We start from the raw sequence: 26,083 nt of genomic DNA on the forward strand, positions 1-26,083 counted from the left end.
AGACAGCATTTAAACTTCAACATAGAAAATATCGCCCTAAAATCTGTTTAATTAAGAGTAAAAATTATGGAAATCATTAATCCAAACTTGAATATAGACAGTAATTTTTTGTCTTCCTTAAATAGAATCAATACCGCCCTAAACGGCAGCGAGCAAACCGACACAATTACTGGAGGAATTAACCGAGGTCAAGACAATGTATATAGATTCCTCAAAGGTGAAGGGTTACACTTGCCAAGCTCTGGAACAACAAGCTACTCTTTAGAACTAATATTTAAATTTGATGAAACTAACGGCTATCGTAAAATACTCGATTTTGCAGGCAGAACTCAAGATACAGGATTATATGTATATAACCAACAAATAAGATTTTATAACGTTAGTGGTGCTACAGGCGGAACTGTCAATTCTGGTGAATATAACCATCTCATCTTAACCCGTTCCAACGATAACACCGTAGTAGCTTATTTGAATGGTCAACAAATTTTTTCATTTAATGACAGCAGTAATCTCGCCGTTATTAATGCCAGTGACGGATTAAATATTTTTATAGAAGACACACTTCAAGGAACTGAACAATCAGCCGGACATTTAGATCTATTAAGTTTTTGGTCAAGTAACACTTTATCATCTACACAAACTTTACATCGCTATAACTCACTGCAAGATTCCTCTATTGCTCCTAGTGTAAATATTACTTCAGATCGAAGTGAATTAAATAGTGGAGAAACCGCAACAATAACCTTTACTTTCTCGAAAGAAATTACCGATTTCGATCTTAATGATATCACCGTAACAGGCGGAACAATTTCCAACTTAACTGGGATTGGAGGTACAATTACCGCATCAGGAGAAAATGCCCTAGCTGGAGAGGGAAAAGAAGAAGCATTCGATCGAAATTCAAATACGAAATGGTTGACTTTTAGCAACACAGGCTGGTTACAATATGAATTTGAAACTCCAGCAGTCGTAACAGACTATCATTTAACCTCCGCCAATGACGAACCAGCAAGAGATCCGAAAGATTGGCAATTACAAGGTTCTAATGATGGCGTAAATTTTGTCAATCTAGAGAGTCAAACTAATCAGAATTTTGACACCAGACTAGAAACAAAAAGCTTCCATATTCCTAGTACTAATCAACAAGCGTATCAATATTATCGCTTAAATATAACTGCAAATCATGGTCTAGATTCATACGGTGATGCAACTCTTCAGTTAGCAGAATTACAATTAGAATATGATAGCATCTACACCGCCACATTTACTCCAGAAGAAGATAGCCAAACCACAGCCAATATTCAAGTAGGAAGCGATTATTTTGACCTCTCAGGAAATCCAGGAACGTCTCAGAGTATCACCATTGACATCGACACAGACGAAATAGACGAGACAGCACCAACTCTGACAATAACGTCAGATAAGAGTGAATTAAGCAGTGGAGAAACCGCAACAATAACCTTTACTTTCTCCGAAGAAGTTAGCGAATTTGACAGTAGCGATATCACCGTAACTGGGGGCACATTAGGAACAGTTTCAACCAGCGATAATCAAATCTACACCGCCACATTTACTCCAGAAGAAAATAGCAAAATTACTGGAACTATTCAAGTAGGAAGCGATTATTTTGACCTCTTAGGAAATCCAGGAACGTCTCAGAGTATCACCATTGACATCGACACAGACGAGACAGCACCTACTTTAGTCATCACTTCAGATAAGAGTGAATTAAGCAGTGGAGAAACCGCAACAATAACCTTTACTTTTTCTGAAAAAATTACCGATTTCGATCTTAATGACATCACGGTAACAGGCGGAACAATTTCCAACTTAACTGGTGGGATTGGAGGTACAATTACCGCATCAGGAGAAAACGCCTCTCAAGAGGGAAAAGAAGAAGCCTTCGATCAAAGTTCAAGCACCAAATGGTTGACTTTTAGCAACACAGGCTGGTTACAATATGAATTTGATAGTCCAGTAGTCGTAACCGACTATAATTTAACCTCCGCCAATGACGAACCATCAAGAGATCCGAAAGATTGGCAATTACAAGGTTCTAATGACGGAGTAAGTTTTGTTAATCTAGAGAGTCAAACTAATCAGAATTTTGACACGAGACTAGAGACAAAAAGCTACAATATTCCTAGTGCTAATCAACAAGCATATAAATATTATCGCTTAAATATAACTGCAAATCATGGTCTAGATTCATACGATAATTCAATTCTTCAGTTAGCAGAATTAGAATTAGTATATGATAGCATTTACACGGCGACATTTACCCCAGAAGAAGATAGCAAAATTACTGGAACTGTTGAAGTAGCAGGGACTTACAGGGATTTATCAGGTAACACAGGAACAAGTATCACGTTCAATGATTTGAGTATTGATACCAGAAATCCCCAACTAACTATTAATCCGATTAGTGAGAATGATAGCCTCAACTTAAGAGAATCTTCTCAAGATTTAATTATTTCAGGTACGGCTATAGCTTTGGATGGAGAAATAGTTACAGTTAACCTTAATGGTAAAGAATATACTAGCGAGGTTATCGACGATCGCTGGACTGTTGTGATTCCAGTTGAAGATGTTGAGATTATAACTGAAACAGACAAACAAGTTTTTCAAGTAAATGCAGAAGTTGGCTTGGGTTCAGTTAATTTAACTCAATTCAAAAATCTCGAAGTATCTAAAAATCCTCCAGTTTTCAATCCCACTAATCCTCAGTTACCAACTATTACTGAAGATGAAACTACTCATCAAGGTAAAAAAATCTCTGAATTGCTCGATACAGAAAACTTAGGTATAGTAATCATTGAAGCTAATAATAATAATGGAAGTTGGCAATATACTTTATATGATTCTGAACCTTTTGCATTTACTATAAATGATGATGGTTCACAAACTCCTATTTTTCCTGGTTGGAGAGATTTACCTTTAATATCAGAAGAACAAGGACTTTTGTTAGGAGCAAATCATCGCTTGCGCTTTGTTCCTAACCAGGAAAATGGTGGTGAAGCTAGCTTAAGATATCGTGCTTGGGATCGATTTGGTTTAGGAGAACCAGGAGAACAAGTTGATGCGCGAATTGACAATGAAAATACTAATTTTTCTCCTGAAACTGACACGATTGAGATTGAGATAACTTCTGTTAATGATGCTCCTCAACTGAAGCTAGATGTAGACTTAGAAACGATCGAGGAAAATGATATTGCTCCCGAAAATGGTAGAAATCTCAGTGAAGTTTTTGGGATAGCGATCGCCGATCCTGATAATGGTTCTTCCTTGGAAGGATTTGCTGTAGTTGGCTTCGGTGCAGTTGGTCAAGAAATGGACAGTAGTCAGGGAAAATGGCAATACAGTTTAGATGGGCTGAATTGGCTAGATATCAATCTTCGAGATATTGACCGTAAACCAACAGAAATTGATAATAAGCAGGAATTAAGTTACGAAATTTATAATTTACAGAATGAAATTAGGCAGTTAAATAATAATTATTATGGCAGGAGCAGTGATTTTAATTGGCAGGATAAACTGAGGAAGTTAATTGAAAATAATGTTGCCGATCGCGAATTTATTGACGGCTTTGTGGAAAATACTGTCGGTACAAGTTATTTAAGAAAAACAGAATATGTTTACAATCCGTATTTAGGTCGATCTTATGAAGAAACAAGATATGTAGAAGTAACGCAAGTTGACGAATACAAATTCAACAACTATTTATACAACCAGCTCGCAGATTTACTGGAAGCAGGAACAATATCGCAGAAGTTTCTTGATGAGTTAAAAGCTTTAGAAGTCTTTAATGACCAAACCTATAATCGGCTCTCCAATTTAGCGGGAGAATATTACGATCGCTCTCACAAAGAAGCTCTGGCTCTGAATCCTTTTACACAAATACGTTTCTTACCCGCAAATAACTTTACTGGCAAACCTTTACAAATGCTAGTAACAGTGTTGGATAACAGTTATACGGGTGGATTTACCTCTGCTCAAGGGGAGAAAACGATTGACATTAACCAATGGAAACCAACCAGCTATTTTGCTTTTGAACCTAGTGCTGTTGGAGTTGAGGTAGTTAATGTTAATGATGCTCCTAGCTTCGATAATGTTGGAGAATTAGCCGCTATTAACGAAGATTCTCTAGCGGCAGAAATTGTCGGTGAAACGATCGCCAATCTCTTCAGTGATAAATTTGTGGATGCCGATCCAGGAGATACTTTATCCGGAATTTTAATTGTCTCCAATCCGAACAACTCAGAGCAGGGTGAATGGCAGTATTCGACAGATGACGGTAGGAATTGGTTAAAAGTTGGGACAGTCGATGATCTGGAAAATGCTCTGGCTTTAGATATCTTCACAAAAATTCGCTTTGTTCCAGTGAGTAATTTTTCTGGTGCAGTGGATGGTTTAGAGGTGCGAGCTTTAGACTCAACCTATGACGAAGGCTTCACCCAAGGTAGCGATCGCTACTTTATCGATTCTCGCTTAAACGGAAATGAATCCGCGATCGCTGGGGAAACTCAACTTCTACAGACGACAATTAAACCCCAAAACGATCGTCCAGTGCTACAAACTACGAACAACAAATCATTAACTGCGATTACTGAAGACGATCTTGATAACTTAGGAACCCGCGTCGGTGATTTAATTGCCAATAAAATTAAAGATGCAGATATCAACGATCCCCAAGGAATTGCGATTACCTCCGCAAATAACCAAAATGGACAATGGCAATATCGTCTCTCAAGCACTTCTACTTGGCGAAATATTGGTACCGTTTCCGACAATTCTTCCCTTCGTTTGAGTGAAAACGCTTACATTCGTTTCTTACCAGATGGGAAAAATGGCACTACTACTACTCTTAAATATCGAGCCTATGTTTCCTCTGACACCGATCGATTGTCCGGAACTAAATCCACTAATTTAACTCAGGAACAAAGCTTAAGAGATGCTGTTTCCGAAGCCGAACAAACTGTCACTCTCAAAGTAAATTCACTCAACGATCCACCTCGTTTAGCTAACAGTAAAACTCTCGCAACACCGGCAAACTGGCGTAATCCTGCTGGACAAACATTAGAAAGTCTTTTTGCTAGTCAATTTAGCGATCTTGATTTAGGTGCGAGCTTTAAAGGAATAGTTGTTAGCGATAATTTTGCTCAAACTCTACAAGGATCGTGGCAATATTCTGTTGATAACGGCTCAAATTGGATTGATATTATTGCTAATCCTGAAAGGAGTTTAGTTTTATCCCGTCAAACTAAGATCAGATTTTTACCTCTGCTCTCATTCACAGGGACGCCAGGAAACCTGAAAATCAGAGCATTGGATAATACTTATACAGGTGAATTTAGCCAAACTGATCGTCAAATTTATCTCGATACTACTAATTTAGAGCCAACTTCTCCTGTCTCTGATTCGGTAGATTTAAGCAGTGGTTATGTACCTAGACAAGCAGTCGATCTTTTAGGTACAAATAATAGCGATATCTTAAATAACGTAGGTGGCAAATCTGTCTCTGCTCTTGCTGGAAATGATACCCTACGTTATCAACCAACCTCCAGCTTCACTACAATCGATGGTGGCACTGGCTCAGATGTGCTAGAAATTAATGATAACTGGGAAAACTATGAAGTAAAATTTGAACACAACCGAATTACAATTAAACATAAAAGCACTCAACAGACGCGGATAGTTGCAAATAATGTTGAGAAAATTAAATTTAACGACCATGAAATTACTGGTTTACGTTATGAACTTAAGCTACTCAACAATGCAGCCGAAGAAATTTATCAAGACAAAGATCAACTTTCAGCCAATAAATCTATTAGGTTATTACCAAGTAACTCTCGCTTAAAAGCTGGAGATGTTTTCACCTCTCCCAATGGGGAATATTCTCTCAGCTTACAAAATGGAGTTTTAGTATTCTCTAGTGCAGAAAAACAAATTTGGTCTTCTGGTTTAGATTTAGGTGCGACAGAAGTTCGCTTGGAAACAAATGGTTACTTAGTTTTCTACGATCGCGAGGGTGATACCGTCTCAAAAATCTTTACAGGTGGAGGAGAAAAAGGTCAATTATTTATCAGTAATGAAGGGGTTTTTGGAGTTAGCGATCGCCAAGGCAAAATTACTCATTTATTCCCACAAATTTTGGAACTTGGAGAGACAATTACTTCGCCTTCAGGTAAATATGAATTTGGCGTTACTAGCTTATTTGGTTCGATAATTTTCTACCTAAGCAATCTAGAAAATAATCAGTTGCAATGGGGCAAGATAATTGCCAGTGATACGAGCAATGAAAACACGAAAATTCGCGCAGCACTTAAAGCTTCGGGAGAGTTAGTTGTTGAGCGTTTAGAAAGAGTACCTCAACCAGAAAATTCGATTCCCAAATTAGAAACGGAAACTCTCTGGAGTAGTAAAATTGCTTCTGGTAATACTAGCTTAGGTCTTCCTAGCTTGATTGTGACAGATACAGGTAATTTTGGTATTTGGCGACCAGATGTAGCTAAATACTTTAGTATTCCAGAATCAATAGAAGCAACCTTTAGTAACCTAGATTTAGAGCAAGTTTCTCTTCCTTTCACTAAAGCCGTCGGACCAAATAACGTATTTTATTCGACAACTACTCATAAAGCTGGGAGTTATCGAGCAGAAATTAACTTCCATTTAGCAGATGATAAAACTTCCGGAGCTATTAATCCTAATGAGATTATAGATTGGCAAGTTATTCTCTATAACTCTAACAATGAAAGTTATATTCTGACTCCTGAGAATGCCACTCTAACTTATGGTTTTCTCGATGAAGATACAGATTTTGATGATAACGGTAACATAGTCAGAACTAAAAATTTAATTACTGATGGTCTTGTTATCGAAAATAATCGAATCTATATACAACAAAGAGGCTACTCTGGCAGTAGTTTTGAAGAACCCCAAATTGAGTTTAAATCTAACGATGGTAAATACGGCTTTTTACTGGGGATAACTAGCTGGTTTAATGCAACGGCTGAACGCAAAATTACTTTCAATGGTAGTAGTCAAACAACTCAATTACCAAAAATTAATAATAGCCGAGACGATAATCAGGTATATTTCACTTCTCAGCGCAGTTCTCAAAGCTTAGATATTTTAGATGTGGGAGAAACCCTCAAAGCTGGAGAATATGAACTCAAGTTGACAGAAGAAAAATTGCAATTATCTAATTCTCAAGGAGAAGTATGGAGTTACAATCCTGCGGTTAATAGTATAGGTAAGGCTCGCACTTATACGACAAATTTAAGTAGTTCTGGTATTATCTCTCCAAATCGCGAATATCAAGTTTATTTAGATGCTGAAGGAGATTTAGTAATTGGGAAAGGCGATCGCAACCGTTATACTTTCCGCAAAGAAACTAATAAATATACTGCCGAAGGTTGGTTAGAAATCCCTATTGCTCAAGTTTCAGGCATTTTTGGTGTAGATTTACCTCTAGATTGGAAGGTTAAGTTAATTAATAAATCTACTGGTCAGTTTTTTGAGTTAACCCCTAGCAATGCCAAACTTTCGACAACTACTGATTGGCCATTTGGTAATAGCGATCGCTTCTTAGAAATTGTTGACAATGGCAAAAATATTAATTTTAAACCTGAGTTTGGCGGCAGAGCATTAAACTGGAAAGCAAACAATGGTAATTATGAACTTAATTTAAACGACACAGGTACTTTTTGGAATGATTTAGATATCGCGATTAAATATGCGGGAGTGACAGATACCAAAAACGCTCAACCTTCAGACTTTGCTACTTTAGACCCTAATTTTGAACCTTATAACATTGTCGAAACAACAAGACTGTGGAATGAAGGAGAATACCAACAATCAACTCAACTGGTTGTAGAAAATGGCGATTTAGTAGTTAAAGATGCTCAAGATCGAACTTTAGCTACCTTAAAAGAAACTGAAGGTTCAGAAGTTTATTTTGCTCTTGATGATGATGGTAAATTAGAACTTCTCCAAAAATCTGCTACAGGTTATATTTCTGATGTCACGATCGCTCCAGATACAGGTAAATTAGTTCTCCCGAAAAGCGATCGCCAACGTTTTGTCTTTAGTCAAGAAGTGAACGATCATCTAGCAGAAGGTTGGTTTGAGATTCCTATCGTCCGAACTTCTGGCGCTATTTCTCAAGCAGAAATTCTTGATTGGGATATTAAGATCGTCGATAAATCTGACTTTAGTTACTTTACTCTTACACCGAAAAATTCTGATTTCACGGGTAATAATTTAGCTATTTTCGATAATGGGACAAACGTTAAGCTAACTAAAGGCAATGCTATTAGTTGGAGATCTAATAATGGTAATTATGAATTTTATTTCCACTTTACTGATAATTTTTTCGCCGATAAGGACGTAAACATTAATGTCAAGTATGCAGGACAAGACAGTGTAGCTTCCTATGATGCTAATTATTTCCAGGAAAATCTTGATTTAGGAACTAAACTTAGTTTAACGGATTCGGGAGTAACTAATTTAGTTCAAATCTCGAAATTAAACTATATTTCTGATAGTTTAATTGAGCAATTTTATGCGCCAGAAGCTACTAAGAAAATTAGTAAAGTAGATTTAGATTCCTTTGGTAATCTAGTTTTCTTTAATCAAGATGGCAACAAACTTAGCCTAATTGAATCGGGGAATGATGAAAAAGGCGCTTTTGCTCTCGCTCTAGATCAATATGGTAATGTTAGCGTTGTTAATGCTTATCGAAATACGCTCACTAAACCTTTACATAAAGGTACAGAAGAAAATAGCTTGCTCCTAATGCCTGACTCAGAAATTTCTGACTCAGAAATATCCCAATTAACTGTTACTTCTCCTCGAACAGTATGGGATAAAAATCAAGTAGGAAAAGTACAAATTAAACTGTATGAAAATTGGGAGAGTGGGAAAACTGAATACTTTACTGATGAGCCTGTTAAAGTTGCTTATGAAATTCTCCTCCGTAGTGAAAATCCTTTACCTTTAACTGCCCAAGTTAAAGATATTAATTATCTGGGTGCAACTGCTGCGGAAGTTAATAGTAATACTGATGCTAATCGTTCTGGGATCGCAATTACTCAATTGCAAAAGTTTGATCGAGGTATTTGGCAGTATTCTCCTGATGGGAAAACTTGGAGAAATATTGGTAATGTATCTGATAGCAATGCGTTATTTTTAGGAGCAGATAGTTATCTGCGGTTTGTGCCGGAATCTAATGAATATTATCCATCTAATCTCAGTTTTCGTTATAAACTTTGGAGAGAAAACGCAAGTTTAGTAGGTAAATATGGTAGTTTAAATTCGGCAAATGTAGCTGATGAATATCAACAAGGAGCGATCGCGGATGAAGGTTTCCTCACCAACAAACTGAGATTCCGCCGAATCAACCCAGAAAATGGCGAAGCGCGAGACAACAACAATAATCTTTTGGAATATGCGATCGCCAATGTGGTAGTCATACCTAGCGGCTCAAGTACAGCCGAGATCGATATTTTACCGCTAGTAGATACCATTCAAGAACAGGTGCAAACCGTCGATGTTCGCATTAAATCTATAGACTGGGTAAATCAGGGAGATACTTTAGTCAGTGGCTATCTGTATCAAGAAGGAGATATTAATCAAGAATATGTTCTTTTACCTGTAGATGATAGTGGCGATCGCCTTCAGATAACGATCGCTGATTCTGGCTTGTTTGATGCAGGTTTACAGATTACTGATGAGTACGGTTTCCCAGTCAAAGGAGAATTGAAACTCAACCATCAAGAAGGGGAACCGACAGTATTTTACATTGCTCTCACCAGTCGTCCCGCTCATGATGTGGAAGTTAAAGTCAACAATAATTTAACTTTAACCTTCAGTAGCGATCGCGATACTTGGGATCGACCTCAAAAAGTTACACTCACTAACCAGAAAGCCGGAAGCACAACGAATATTACTGTCGCATCTTTAGATCCATTCTATGATGCTCTTGGTTCAAACATTATTAAATTAGTCGATACTTCTCGAGTCTTACAAGTAGCCGAACCCGTATCTCTGCGTCTCGGAAAAGATGTAGCTTTGCAACTACCGGATAACTTAGAACTGCAAGGCAACTATGCAATCCAATTTTGGCTGAAACCAGAATCTCCTGACGGCGTAATTCTGCGTAGTGACTCAGGAGAATTACGCTTAGAAAATGGCATTTTCAAAGGTACAGAACGTTGGAATTTTGTTAGTTCAGAAGCCACGCAACTATCTCTAAATAAATGGAACAAAATCGCTCTCATTGAAGACAACCAAAATCTGATTCTTTATCTCAATGGTGAAAAAGTTTCTGATGGTAAAGTTTCAAACAGAGTTTATGAGTTAAATTATGAAACTGACAGCTATCAAGCTGTAGGAACCATGAGAATTGATGCTAGTCGTCTCTCTGGAGGGATTTTAGCTCAAGAAATTCTCAGTTGGGAAATCACTTTAGCTCACAAAGCAACGGGTAACAAAATCGAGCTTAACTCGAATAATGCACGCTTAATTTATGGTAATAATAGTTTACAACTTACAGGCGATCGCTTAGTTCTCAATACTGCTATTCCTTATGTTTCAGTTGAGTGGCGCAGTCAAGATAATCAAAATCGTTTCGCCTTCGGTAAAACTAGCAGTTTTAGTTCCGCTAGCAACAATCTTCTGATTAAATATCAAGGCAATAGTCAAACTAAAACTATTGCTGATAATACAGTCTTTACCACCAGAATAACTGAAGACAATAGCGGCGTTGTTGACCCGCTTCAAGTCGAGCAATTTGGTGATTTATCCAATCGAGGAATTACAGGTTATTTAAGCCGAGTCGAATTTTGGGATAACCTGAAACCCTTTAATTCTGCCTATTTAGCTACTTTAGCAGCACGGTATAACCTCGATGAAGGTAGTGGCGAAATAGCTAATAATCAGGGAACCAGCACCAGCTTAGAAGATGCCCAAATTCTGATTGCTAAATCCTCACTAAGTGAAGCAATTTGGCAAGCAGGTTTTTCTCCAGCGGAACGAGAATACTTGAGTATTTTAAGTGAGGAAGAAAAACAATTTTTATTAGTAGACCGCAATAACGATCTGCCAACTGTTAATGTTAATGTACCGGAAAATTCTCAACAAGTAGAAGAAGGAACCAACACGACTGCGGTATTTGCAATTACCTTAGATAAGCCAGCCCCAGAGGGAGGAATTTTTGTTCCTTATGTTTTGCGTAACCCGCAAGTAATTTCAACGCTAACTGAATCCACTTTAGTCACCTCGGAAGCTAAATGGGCGATCGCGCAAGCTAGTGGTTCGATTCAGCTAGAATTTGCTCCTGAGACTAACTACATTGTCACTAGCTATCAAATTACCGCTAATAGTAGCGATCGTTCTCAGGATGTTACCAGTTGGCGTTTACTAGGTTCTCAAGATGGCATTAACTATACTGAATTAGATACTCGCACTCAAGAAACTTTTGCCGATCGCAATGCAGTTAATACCTATCAAATCAGCGAAAATAATACCGCCTATCGTTTCTATTTACTCGAAGCTACAGACAATAATGGTGGTAGCCAAATTCAATTAGGAAACTTACAGCTATTTAGTTTCAATAATCCAGAGACGAATTTACCAACAGAAATTACTCAGCAACCTTATAACGTCAGAATTGCCAATAACTTGTTGAGTGAAAATTCGACCAGTGAATGGACTAAGCCAGATGTAACTATTGCTAACGTTAACTCCACCTCTCAAGCCCAATTAAATAGTAATAGTAGCGAACCTTTACAGCAACAACAACTTGCCCTTGGTCAGGATATTAGCATCAAATTAGGTGAAACAATTTTCTCAGGAATTTATATTCCAGAAGGATCTCGCCAAGGACAAATTACTTTGCGATCGCTAGATGATAACCGCGCGGAAAGAAATCAAAAATACGAGTTACAAATTATTGGCGATGGCGACCCAGAAGCTACAAGATTTAAAGCTGGTGGAGAACAATTAGGAGAATTGATTGTTCGCGATGCTGACCGCAAAGGAGTAGAACTTTTAACACTCGACCGAGACTATCAATATAACGCCGAATTAGACCAACTAATATTAGTAGACAGTTTGGTGACTGCTGAGTCAGTTTTTACCAGCGAAAAATCTACTCCTAGCTTAGAAATTCGCTTTAGTCCCGATGTCCAACTGTGGCAAGAATTACAACTGAAAAATATCGAAATTCGTCTTTCCGGTCAAGAAGAATTAGGTTTAACTGAAGGAAATCAAATCTTAGATGACCTCGACAGTTTCGCAATTTTAAATATTAGGGCAGATTATGCAGGTAAAAATATTACTGGCACGTTAGTATTAACCGATCTTAACGACCAAGTAACTACTCAACCTTTTAGCCTCGAACTAAATCCTAGCCAAGAATTAGCCGATTATAACCTACTGAGGTCGGCAATAATTGACTCTAGCGATACAGTTTCATCTCGGCAAGACAACTTTGATTTAGGTCGTCTACTGACCACAGCTACAGGAGATAATCTACCCTTAAGAAGTCACTTGAAAACTTGGGATAGTTATCTTTATGTGCGCCTCAAATCAGCACCTCAAAACCCAGATAGCCAAATAGTCATTGACTTGCAAGCTTCTCAAGGTTTAGGAGGTACTCAAGAAATAGAATTATCTACTCAGCAAATTACTTTTGCCGCTAAGAATTGGCAGCAACCAGTCTTAGTAGGAGTACGAGGTATTAACGATATCTATGCCGATCCCGCTCAACAAGGTGTAATTACGGCGGAACTAAATCAAGATTTGACTACCGATACCGCTTATTTGTTAGGTTATGAAAGTGCCGCAGTTGATTACCTCAACTTAGCTAATCCGGAGACAATTCGCGATTTTACCGATATAGATTTAGATGCTCTCGCTAACGAAAATGACAGCGAACCTTTATCAAGTTTAAGAGTTAAATGGAATCCTAGTCCGACTTATACAAGAGTAATTGAAGAAGGAAACAAAGCTAATATTATTCTCGAAGCTGCCGCCGCTACTGGTATTCTTAAAGGTCGAGTGGCTTTGGGAATTACTAATCCTCAAAGTGTCTTACGTTTGGATGGAGAAAAAGATTACCTGAGTCTGAATAAACCTTTGCAATTAGGGGAAACATATTCTTTACAATTCCATTTACGTTTAAAAGAATCCGAGCAAATTAATCGGATGCTGCTAGCATCTCAGGATGATAATCTGCAAGTTTGGATTAACGAACAACGTCGATTAGAAGTTAGGATTAAAACGACTCAAGGTGAGACAAAAATAGTTGCTAGTAGTTTAGCTATACCTTTGGATGAAAGCCGTTTAACGATCGCCGTTGCGGAAAAGAGTTTAGTTCTCTATCTGAATGGAATTAACGTCGGGACGATCGCTTTAGCTACCCAAGAAAGTTTTAGTCCAGTTAAACTCACTCATTTCTTCGGATCTCCAGCGATAACGGACGATAATCCTGAAAATATCGAGAGTGAATTTTCTCTTCAACCCTATGGAGGTTTAGCTTACGGAATTCGAGTTTGGGATCGAGCGATCGCGGCTGAAACTGAGTTAGCTTCTTGGGCTAGTTCTATACCAGAAAACTTACCAATTAGCAATAGTAATTTAGTTGCTAACTTTGAGTTGAATAAATCAAATCGTTTAGATTTCTTCAACAGTGTCACGACCAATCCTTTACAACTCTCAGTTACAACTCCCATCGAAGTTTTTGACTATGCTACCCCCAGTCCCTCTGGTTTAGTTTCTTCTCGACTATACGATAATTTATTGACCTTAAATTACAACGTCGAAGGTGTAGAAATAGCAGAAAGTTTCCAGGGAGTACGTTTCGGGACTCGTTTCTTCTTCCTAACTCCCGTCGCCGATAACTGGTCAGAATTAGAAGCGATCGCGCAACGTTATGGTGGTTCTTTAGCAGTTATTGATACACCTGAGTTAAATAATTTCCTGGCTGAAAATTTAGCTGACCAAGAAAATGTGGCGATTGGTTTACGTGCTGATGGAAATTGGATTAGTGGCGGTAGAATTGATGAATTGGCTTATCGTTGGCAAAATTCTCTGGAATTAGAAGATACTTTAGAAACTGCTACTCAACCAGGTTATGTTTTATCTGCACAAGGAAATTGGGAATTAGCTGGAACCGAACAAATTAAAGGAATTGTCGAAATTGCTTTACCCAGTCCCACGGAGATTTTAGCAGGGAAAAATTTAGTTGAGGAAGAAGCTTTACCAGAAAAAGATTTCCAACTACCTTTAGGAACTTTATATAAAGGAGGAAAAGCGAATCAATTCCCGCTTTCAGGTAATCGTTACATTGGCGATCGCGTGGCGATCGCGGCGGCTGATTTCAACAACGACTCACAACCAGACCTCCTCGTCTTTTCCGAGAAAAATGGCGGACAATTATTCCTCAATAACTCTACCCTGACCGAGATTCAATTCCAACGCGATCGAGAAGCTTTAATTAACCTCAAAAATATTCAACCTGCCCTCAATGGTCGCGAATTTCAGTTAATCGATCTCAATGAGGATAGTTTAGTCGATTTAGTTTGGAATGATGGCGAAAAAATTGTTTGGCTTGAAAATCAATTGAGCAATAATCAAGCTTTTGGTACAGAAACGCAACCAGTAACTTTAATTGATAACACGGTTGCTCCAGGAATTGATTTTACTCAAGCTAATTTTGAGCTTATTGTTGAAAATAATCTCACGTCCCTTTTAGTTACCGATCGCGGCTCAATTCGTCTGTTCCAACCGGAAAGTAATTTAACCAGTAATTGGCAAGAAATTCAGGGAAATCAAAATCCTTTCAGCGAATTAATTTTACCAGCAGATTTAGAACTGAGTTTGAGGAGTGTCGATAGCGATCGCGACGGACTTCTCGATCTTTACGTCTTCGCCCGCAGTAACGATTTAACAGCAATTGATTCGGGATTTATCCGCTATTTCGAGCAAACTGAAGAGGGAACTTATCAAGACCGCACCTTTAGCGACGAACTTACCAAACGTCTCCCAGCGATCGGTAATTTAGAATCTATAGCCTTCTTAGATAATCAAAATCAAGGCTTAGATGCAGTCACCCTCAGTTACAATGTCGGTCGTTATGAATTTGGTCGCTTACAAGACATTAACGACCAACTAACCTTTGATTTTACCGGAGCAAATTCAGAAGCAGATTTAAGCCAAATTCTGGAAGTTTATAGCATTGATGACCAAATCGCCGAAGGTGACGAACGTCTGACACTGCGACTGTTAGCAACAGAAGATTTCGCCTTGGGAGAAGAAGTCGAACGCACAGTCGATCTGATTATTAGCGATAACGACGAATCCGGAATCAATGTCGAATGGTACAGTGGCGATCGCGCTTCAGCCCAAACTTTAGTCAGTCACAATCGCGATCGCGAAATCACTCAACTCGACCTACGCGAAGGTATCGACAATGGTGGTTTCTTCACCGTTTCTCTCGCTTCTCAACCAAGTAAAAACGTCACAGTCAACACTGTCAGCAGCAACAGCGAAACCTTCCGTCTAGAAAGAATTTATCCGTTTAAAATTAACTTCGCCTTAGACGGAACCCTCGAAATTAGTTCTCGTTTACCCAACTCCGGAGACGATTATCTCCTCAAATTCCGTTCCGATCTCATTGCTAGCGTCACTGACAACAACGACGGCGTTTATCAAGTGCTTCTCAAACCCGAAGTCACCGCACAACTCAAAGCAGAATTAGACACTCTGATTGCACATGAGCGAATTTTCCAATTAATTACTGACAATGGCATTGATTTAATCGATCTCTCTGAATCTGAGAAATTATTGGCAGCTTTGGGTTATATATTTCTACCCGAATTTCAACAATTTCTCCAAGAAACCGTCCTCAATCAAGGTAGCAGCGTTGAAATTCTCCAAAGTGTCACCGCCATTCAAGACATCTTCGAGCAAATTCGGATTGACGTAGAAACCAACGACCCCACCTATCGCATCGGCGGTTCTCTCAACGCCAATCAACTTTTCAGCGAACGTATCACCACCGTTAGTTCCGACAACTTAGCCTTTAACTTTACCACCCTGAATTGGGAACAAAAAATCTTTGTCAGACCAGTAGCGACTGAAGACCTCAGCGACAACACCGAACAAACATCTCCCAATCTTCTCATCTCCACCAGCAGCTTAGATAACCAGTACAACGCCCTCGATCTCTTGAAAGTTCCCGTACAAATTGCTGACAACGATCGAGCCGAAGTAATTATCAACAACTTTCAAGATATTCGCGAAGGTGTAGATGGTCAATTTGAAGTAACCCTCGCCAGTCAACCCAATGGCGAAGTAACCATTACCTTAACTCCAGAAAATATCCGGGGTCTAACTCCTAACGCAGCGACAGGTTTACCAAGTCATAGTTACACGCTCATCGAAGAAACCATGACTTGGCAACAAGCCCAACAAAGAGCCTGGGAATTAGGCGGTCACTTAGTCAGTATCAACTCCCAAGCCGAACAAGATTTCTTAGTGGAAAACTTCGGCAGCCAAGTAACTGAAGGTTTCTGGATTGGTCTTCATCGTCAGAACTGGCTTCAGTGGGATAACGGCGAAACAGTTGACTATGGTTACTGGCAACAAGGAGAACCATCATTTACTGATTACAACGAACATTTTGCTTATGTCAATGCCCAAGATAATTTTACTTGGCATGATGGAAACTCGGAACTAAGCTTGCCTTTTATTGTCGAACTCGATGACCCCGATCGCCAAGATTTATCCCTCAACAATAAATATTTTGGTCAGACTATTGAGCTTACCTTCGACGAAACTAACTGGAATTTACCCCAACAAGTCACCGTCAGACCCCAAGATAATCCCTACTATGAAGGATCTCGCGAAAGCTTTGTTTATTTCGATGTCGCTTCCACAGATCCGAGTTACGACCAATTTGCCGTTGACCCAGTTTCAGTGCAAATTCGCGACAATGACGTTCCGGTAGCCAAAACCTTTACCGTTTTGGATGCGGCTGAACCTGGACAAATTGGTTTCTTTGGTTTGAAATTAGATACAGACCAAGTGCGCGATCGCCAAGGATTAAAGATTTACTATCGCGTTAAAGGTATTCCCTACACAATTCAAGACCAATTAGGCAATAGTTTTGATTACGACACTAACTTGGGAGAAGATTTTCAAAGTTACGTTGATTTAACACCCAGTGGTGAAAATTACGTGACGATCGCTCCCGGACAAGATTTAGGCAACGTCGTCATTTTCCCCATTGATGACTTTATCGCTGAAGGAGTCCCAGACCAACGTATCGAAGAAATTACCAAAAATCAGCTATCTCAACTCAATTTGTTTGCTAATTTTCCTCTCGATACTTTTACGCTGTCAACAGGAGACAAACGCTCGACAATTAATGGAGATTCTTTAGAATTAAACCGAGAGGGAGAACTGTTAATTAATGGGGTGAAGCGCGATGAAGGGATCTTTAAAGTACAGTTTGAACGCAATCAAGGATCTCCCCTGCTGAAAGTTTATAAAACGGATAATCCCGAAAAATCGGATAATGGTAGTGCCGAACCGAGACGATTTGAACAAGTTATTCTCGAATTATTACCTGACCCGAATGTAGCCGAACCTAGCTATCGTCTAACCGATTTTAATACCAGTGCTAGCGTCAGAATTTGGGATGACGATAAAGTCGGTTTCCGCTTTATTCTTCCTGGCGATCGCGCCAATACTGACCCCGACCAAAAAGGAGAACTTAAGGTTGTTGAAAGTGCCGACCTCAGCGATATTCAACAAACTTCTGGGGCTTCCTTCCTCGTGCGTCCTCTTTCCGATCCTGACGATAAATATATTCATCTGCGTTTTTCGCCTCAATGGAAAGATCATCTTAAACACGAATTCAAATTCCAACTCAAAGAACAGCCTAATTTGCTAGCTGGAGAAGCAGAATTTAGGATCAATTTAGCTCTGGGCGATCTTAATCAAGAGAAATTAGTTATTCCCCAAGCAATTATCGATAACTTGCGAGAAGCTGGTGAAATAGTTGACCCAATTTTCGAGAATGGGCAAATTAAAGGTATTAGCATTACCAGAACCAAAGATAACTGGGCAAAACCTTTTTCTTTCGTTTTAACCCCAGAAGACGAACAAGGAATCGTCACTGAAGAACGTTATTTACAACGTCAGTCAGGAAGTTCTCGTTTTACAACTTATGCTCAATTTTTAACCAGTGTTTTAGAACAAACCAAAGAAGTTCTGATTTCCTACACCGATAAAATCGATACAGTCGAGATTAGCGATCCTAGCGATCGCAACCAGGGAACCGCAGTTGATATTACCACCGCTTTGCCCATTCAAGGAATTTATCAACCGGGAACCAGACTCGATCGCGGTGAAGCTTGGTTATCAGAAGACCGCCGCGTAGCGCTGAGTTTAGAAGCCAGTAGCGCTAATGAAACTAAGTTAGTGCTTAATCATCTCCGTACCGAACCGAATAGTCAAGGTTTTTATCAAGTAGAAAAGTCAGAAGTTTTGCGAACGGTAGCAGGAGATAAAAGTTTCCTCAGCTTTAAACCTGATGGTCGTTTGGTACTAATTGAAAGTAAAAATGTCACCGAAACGATTAAATTTAATCAATTCGACGATCGCATCCAAAGTCTCGACTCTTTAGTTAATAGCGAAGTCTTGAGTCAATTTGCACCCCTTGAGTCTTTCTCTTTCAACCGCTATAACTACCAAGGAAGCAAAACCACTCTCAGTAAAGGCGAACAACTGAGATTAGTAGGAAACGTCAGCGACTCCCAACAATTTGAATTTGAACTAGACATTGCCGGAAACTTATCAGTACGTCGCGGACAAACCCTGAAAGCGATCGCTACCAACGTCAGTCAAGTTAACTTCAGTAGTAGTGGCGTTAGCGTCATCCGAGAAAGCATCAAAGAAGCTTGGAGTCCCCAACCAACTTACGATAACTTCGACGCTACCTACTTCGCCGTGCAAAATAACGGTGAAATAGCCCTCTACACTCAGGGCGGCGAAAAACCCTATCAAAAACAACTAGCCGGAGTTCAAGAGGAAATGGTCGCCGCCGATCCTCGCGCTGTAGTCTTTACGCAAAAATTACCCGATGTCCCCGTCGTATTTCAGAACGACGATGCGAACAATCCGCGCTTAGACGGCGCTTACTTTGACACCTCAAATTGGTCGCGCTATCAAAAGATTACCGTTGCCGCAGCATCAGACGAATTAATTGATATAGCGCGATCGCTAAAAGTCAATCTTAATGTCGAAGGCGAACCACTCTACGCCGTTAAATTTGACAACGCCGAATCTCCCCTCGTTCTCACAATTGACGACCCCCACTTCGAGAAAAACACCATTATTAGCTCTTTTGCTGAACCACTAGGAGATAACGAACAAGTCCTCAATCAAGCAGAAATTCCCCTAATTGGCGATGCTTCCGGAAAATTACCCAACTTTAGTGAAGCCTTTGGGCAAAAATTCAAAGAATCCTTAGAGAAAAACGAAAAAATTGACGCTAGTAATGTCACTGCTGCGGTTACTCAAGCCTTAGTTGCTTCCTTTGGTGGCGGAGAACTAAACCAACTCGGAAAAGAAGGTTTATTTGGCGTTCAGGGACTTTCTGTCAACGCCGACTGGCAATTTGGAACCCTACTACTCAACGTCACCTTTCAGAAAAACTTCCTCCCCTTTGTCACTGAATTAGGAGCAGATTTAGGATTACCTGAATTCGGCTTAGAACTAGATGGTCAACTCAAAGGTTATTTAGGCGGAAAAATTAGTCTCAGCCCCGCCATCAGAATTACTAACCCCAGTATTACAGCCAAGAATCCCGAAAACAAAACTGTTCAAACAGGAGCAGAAGAACCGAGTCGTTGGCAACAAATCACCCAAACAATTAAAAACGCCTTAAACGGACCAGAATACGACCTCGAAGTTACCGAAGAAACCGGAAAACAAGGAGTTCTAAACCGATTCCAACTCAATACCTCAGAAGACGAAAACGGCAACCCAGCCACAGGCTTAGAATTATATCTCAACCTCGATTTTGAAGAGTTAGGACTACAATCTACTCTCTTTCCTCTCCAACTTAACGCCAGCCAAAAATCCATCGAAGAATTTGTCCTCGGTTCTGACGGCGATGAAATTATTATCGAATTAAAAGACAATCTCCTCAATCAAATTGGTAACGCCGATCTCGTAGTCAGAGGATTGCGTTACACCGGAGAACCAGAAAACCGCAGTAACGCCAAAGATTGGGATTATCAACAAATTTCTCTCAGTAACCCCGGACAAATTAACGTCGAGGGAATTATCACAATTCCCAATGCCACAATTAAATCTCAAGGTGAAATTCGGCTACCCTTACGCCCGAAAACTGCCTACAATATCGACAAAATTGAGTTATATCTCGGCGATTCTAGCAATAGTCAATCGACACCCCAATTGCTAGAAAGTATTCTCATTCCATCTAGCATTCTTAACGGTAGTTCTACCACTGCTGAATTACCCAGCTATGAAATAACCCGAATTTCCACTCAAACCAATAATTTCCTCGGTTTTGTTCCCCTGGATAATGGTAACGAACAATTTGAGCGTTTCAATGAACAATATGGCTTCCTCAACGAATTAGCAAAAAATCCCTCCGATGCCAGTAAATTTGTTGGTGCTAGCGATGCGGTACTATCAGAATTAACCGCCGGAGATGACTACAACGAAGCCCGATTAGAATTAGCTGTTCCCATTACTAAACCCAAAGAAACTAATCTGCGTTTTTATCGTAAATATCCCTTTGACATCAAAATTGACGACGTTACCGAGCGAACTTACTCTACCAGTGACCTTAGTAGCATCTCTTTAAACTTTAATAAACACAAACAAGTTAATCTTTCTCTGGCTCTGGATGACATTGTTGACAATAGCGAATTGCAAGACTTTTATGTCGAAATGGTTTATCTTCCCTCCTTTGCAGCGAAAGATTTACCTAACTCCGACAAAGTTGAGCAAGGGAAAACAGACGAAGAAAAAATTTATACTCTCCTCCAACAAGATACCTTTGGTACACCAACAACAATCTATAACGTAGGCTATACCACACCTCAAGTTAACCCAGAAGAAAGTGAAAACCAACCTTGGAATAAACAATTACCTCTGCATACCAAAATCATCAATTCTCAAGATGTTAATACAGGTAAACCTGTTTCTAATTCCGCTTTAGTTGATAGCGCTACTCACTTAATTCGACTAGCAGATCTCAATGGTTTAGTTCTTAATCTCGACTCCAGCGAATTTCTCAAATCCAAGAGCGGTAATGACGCGATCGTTAATAATCCTTCTCACTTTGATGATTTCGTCATCCGCATCATTAAAAAAATTGATGAAAATACAGCTTTAATTGGCAAAGAAGGAGATCGATTAGGTACAAAAATTCTTTCCGGACGTGCTAATCCTAACGATCCTAATAGTCCAGTTTATAACAACGGACCGTTTGAAGTTCTTTATGAAATTCGTCCTTTTGGTAGTTTCAAGAAAGTTAATCTTGTCAAAGATTATATCAGAGTTAATGTTGATAATCCAGATACCCAAGGCGAATACCGAATTATTCCTCTCTATGATGTAGATGATTTTAATATCGAACAAAATAGTGATGGAAGTTTTAAATCTGTCAGCGCCAAAAATGCCGATCGATCTAAATTAACCGACAAATTACTGCACATTGTTTCACCCCCGACAATTCCTACCCTCGTCTTTGAAAATGCTCAACCTGACTTAATTAAAATTGTCGGACCCGACGGGAAACCCCAAACAAATTCTTTGGGAACTCCCTTAGATTTTGTCCATCTACCTACAGCCAATTTCTGGGTACGCGAACAAAATAACAACGGTACCTTAAAATTAAACCTCGATGAATATTATATTGCTGCCGATGGCGAACCTTTGCGGAAAGCTTTAGTACCCTTTAGTCAGCTTACGAATACTGCTCAAATTCAACCTCGTGTTACTGGACAATTTGCGACTGCTTTTGATGTTACAACTGGATTTCCTGCTGATTTGCCGACTCCTTCGTTAGAATTTGACTTAGGTTTATTCGGCTATGTCAACAAAAACTTAATTAATCGAGAAACTAACGTTAAACCTGATGGTAAAGCTTTTGCTGTAGGAGTTAATGATTTGAGTTTAAATCTCGGCACTTTTGTCACAGATTTACTCAAACCAGTGATTGATTCAGTAGATGAAATTTTTGTCAATACTGGTGTTTACCAAGTAATTGATTTATTAGATACTGACACCCAATTTCTTGAATCAATTGGGATTGCCGGTTTATTTGACACCAATAAAGACGATAAAGTTTCTGTTTTAGAGTTATTAGAGGCTGGTAATAATTTAGGTGCTGCCCTTAGTTCTTTGCAAAAAGGAAAACAAGTTGCTCCTTCTCAGTTGATTTCCACAATCGTTAAGTTTGCCGATTTAGTTAAACAGTTTCGAGAAGTTGCTAATAATGAAGGCTTAGAAGAGTTAATAGTTGGTCTTTACGATCAATACACCAAAGCTTTTGGTGATGTTGCCCAAAAGCCTAATACTAGCGGGCAAAATCCCACTACTACAGAAGCAAATACTAGCGCTATTGATACTAATGACAAAACTCTCCAACGCCAAAATGCTTTGGATTTAGATGAGTCTAGTAATCAATCAGGTAACAGTGATAATGCTAAGATAACTGACCAAGCACCAGCGCAAAAAGGTTTGTTTGAAAAACTAGCCAATATTGGTTTATCGATTCCAGTTTTAGACGATCCTTTGTTGGTGTTAGATTTGATTTTTGGCGAAGATATTGACCTGGTTAAGTTCAAACCTTTCCCGCAAAAACAACAGTATTTCTTACATACAGAATTAAAGAAAGGACTTCCCGAACCTTTGGATTTTCTTTCGGTGGGTGTTGAAGGCAATTTACTTGCTGGTGTCGATCTTAGCTTTGGGTTTGATACTTATGGATTACGTCAATTTGAAACCGGAGAACATGGCGATAATTTCCTCAAATTGCTGGATAGTTTCTATCTCCAAGATTGGACAGATAGTAGTTATGGTAGTGGAAATATTGTTGATAAACCAGAATTGTTTTTGAATTTAGAAGCAGGAGCTAAAGGCGAAGCTAGTCTAAAAGTATTCGGTATAGAAGTAGCTTCTGGAGAAATTGGTGGAGGTTTAGGAGCTTCTCTGAATCTAGATTTAGATGAGTTTGGCGAGCATAAAGAAGAACGCAACCAAGACGCTGATGGCAAGATTCGCATTTCTGATTGGCAGAAACAAGGAGCGAATATCTTTGATTTTTACGGCGATTTGTATGTTTACTTTAAGGCTGTAGCTGAAGCATTTGGGATTACTTTACTTAATGAAAAATGGAAGTATCCTTTCTATGAATTCCGCTTGAGCAATAGTGTCGATATTGCAGGTAAGTCAACTCAAGCTTATATTGAAGGTGCGACAATTTTCTTTGACCGCAATTTTAACCTCAGCTTAGATGAGGATGAACCTTTTACTCTCACTAAAGCTGATGGCTCTTACGATCTTAATCTCAATCCGGTAGAATATGACCTTGATGGAGATGGAGAATTAACGATCGCTGATGGTCAAGTAGTTTCTCTCGGTGGTTTGGATACGGAAAGTAATCTTCCCATCACTGCACCAATGATTTCTGAACCTACCGCGACAATTACTTCACCGCTAACGACTTTGGGGGTTACTCTTTCGCTTCGAGAAGGTGGTAGCACTGAGTCGAGACTCAATCAAGTTAAAGAAATTTTTGGTATTCCCGCAGAAGTCGATCTTAACAGTTTTGATGCGATCGCGGCAGCTAAATCGGGCGATCCTCTTGGTTTAATTGTCTATCAAGCTCATGTTGTTGTCGATAGTCTGCTCACTAACCTTACCAATATCTCTGCACTCTATTCTCAGAGCGATGACGATTCTACACTTTTTGCTCAAACTTTACAATCAATCGCTACTGTACTCAATCAAACGGTTGTCAATCAAGAGCAAACTCTTCAGGAACGTTTGCTTACTCTGACAGCACAAATTATTGAGCAACATCTCCAAGAACAAATCTTACCTTCACTAGAAAATTCTGACCAAATATCAACAATTACATCTCAGTTTAATTGGCTTGCTACTCAACTGCAAAATATCTATCAAAAGCTAGTTAAAAATCCTGATGAGTTGTTAGCTTTGTCAACAGATGAGGTTTTAGCTAGCTTCAATGACATCACATCTTTTAAATCTCTCCTAAAATCTGATTTACCTTCTAATATTAACCTGATCGAACAAAGCCTCATCACTCTTGAAGAGGCAACTGCTCAGATCGATGATTTGCTTACAGATGATACAGTTACTAACACCCCACCTGTAGCAGTAGATGACAATTTCACCGTTAATGAAGATAGCACAAACAACATCTTAGAAGTCTTAAATAATGACAGCGATGCTGACTCAGACACCCTGACAATTACGGCTGTAACTGAAGGTAATAACGGTGGAGAAATTGCCATCAGCAATGACAATCAAACCTTAATTTACACCCCAGCAGCTAACTTCAACGGTACCGAAACCTTCACCTACACAATTGATGATGGTAGCGGCACAACTGCCCAAGCATCAGTAGAAATTACCGTTACTCCTGAATTAACAACCAACACCCCACCTGTAGCAGTAGATGACAATTTCACCGTCAATGAAGATAGCACAAACAACATCTTAGAAGTCTTAAATAATGACAGCGATCCTGACTCAGACACCCTGACAATCACGGCTGTAACTGAAGGTAATAACGGTGGAGAAATTACCATCAGTAACGACAATCAAACCTTAATTTACACCCCAGCAGCTAACTTCAACGGTACCGAAACCTTCACCTACACAATTGATGATGGTAGCGGCACAACTGCCCAAGCATCAGTAGAAATTACCGTCAATAATCTTCCCGATACACCAACATTAAAAGAAGAAGCAACTTCCGGTATTTTCACCCTCGAAGACTTACCAGCAGATTTGTTCTTCTCCTTAAACAGTAATAATCAATTCACCCAAGTAAGCGAAATTGGAGTCTTTACTGTTGACAACGAACAAGGAACCATTAATAATCTTTCTCTCGGAACATCTGGTTATCAAGAAGCTGCATTAGAAAACTCGAAAGTTATTTTCTCAATGTTGCCAGATTCTCATCTACCTAATGGCTTAACTTTGGCAGATATTGAGCGAATTTTACCTTTAGATGAAGATACCAGTTTCGGTTTCTATCTGCTGAAAGAAAATAGCACTCAAGCTGTTTTTAAAGAGATGCAGGAAAATGGCAATAGCGATGAGGAAATTATCCTTTCTAACTCTTCATTATTCCAAACAGAAGTTCAAACCGACGGTAGTTGGATTCTTAGCTGGACAGATGAATTGAACGCCATGACGGTTGATTTGCAAGTGCAACAACAACAACCAATCACAATTGGTACTCAATTGCAAAACGAGCAAGGTTTAGAGGTAATTGATTTATCCGGTGAAAGTAATTCTTTAACAGTAGAAGTTACTATTCACCGCGAAGCAGCAGTGGATAATATAGTTAGCTTGTATAAAGTTCAAGCTGATGGTAGTGTTACTGACCCTCTGACAGGTGAAACAATTACTGCAACTTCAGAAAATCAATCTCGTTATATTCGTGCAGCTTTAGCTAATCGAGTGGAAGGGTTAGATATTTCTAGTAGTAATCAAACTGAAACTATTCTTTCTGGGGAGTTAGAAGCTGGGGAAATTTATGCACCGATGATTATTTTTGACCCAGCAAAACAGGTTAATGCTAATTTAGCTAATCCCGATATTTGGTTGGAAGATGTTGAGGTTTATTTCCCGTGGATGGAAGTTAATTCTGATGGTTACGACCACATTCGTTTATTAGGAGATAATCATTTTGGTTTTGAAGATTTACCTGCTGGTGGAGATCGCGATTTTAATGATTTAATTGTTAAAGTTGATTTGTCACCAGTTGACTAGATAT

General features: G+C 39.2%; 1 protein-coding gene. It reads left to right on the forward strand.

All coding sequences use genetic code 11. From position 1 onward, the window contains the following. Positions 1-66: 66 nt before the first annotated feature. Complete coding sequence (locus G3T18_RS00095) at positions 67-26,079, forward strand: Ig-like domain-containing protein (RefSeq protein ID WP_224408472.1); 26,013 nt, start codon at positions 67-69, stop codon at positions 26,077-26,079. Positions 26,080-26,083: the final 4 nt, after the last annotated feature.

This window comes from Oscillatoria salina IIICB1, from assembly GCF_020144665.1.
Lineage (GTDB): Bacteria > Cyanobacteriota > Cyanobacteriia > Cyanobacteriales > SIO1D9 > IIICB1.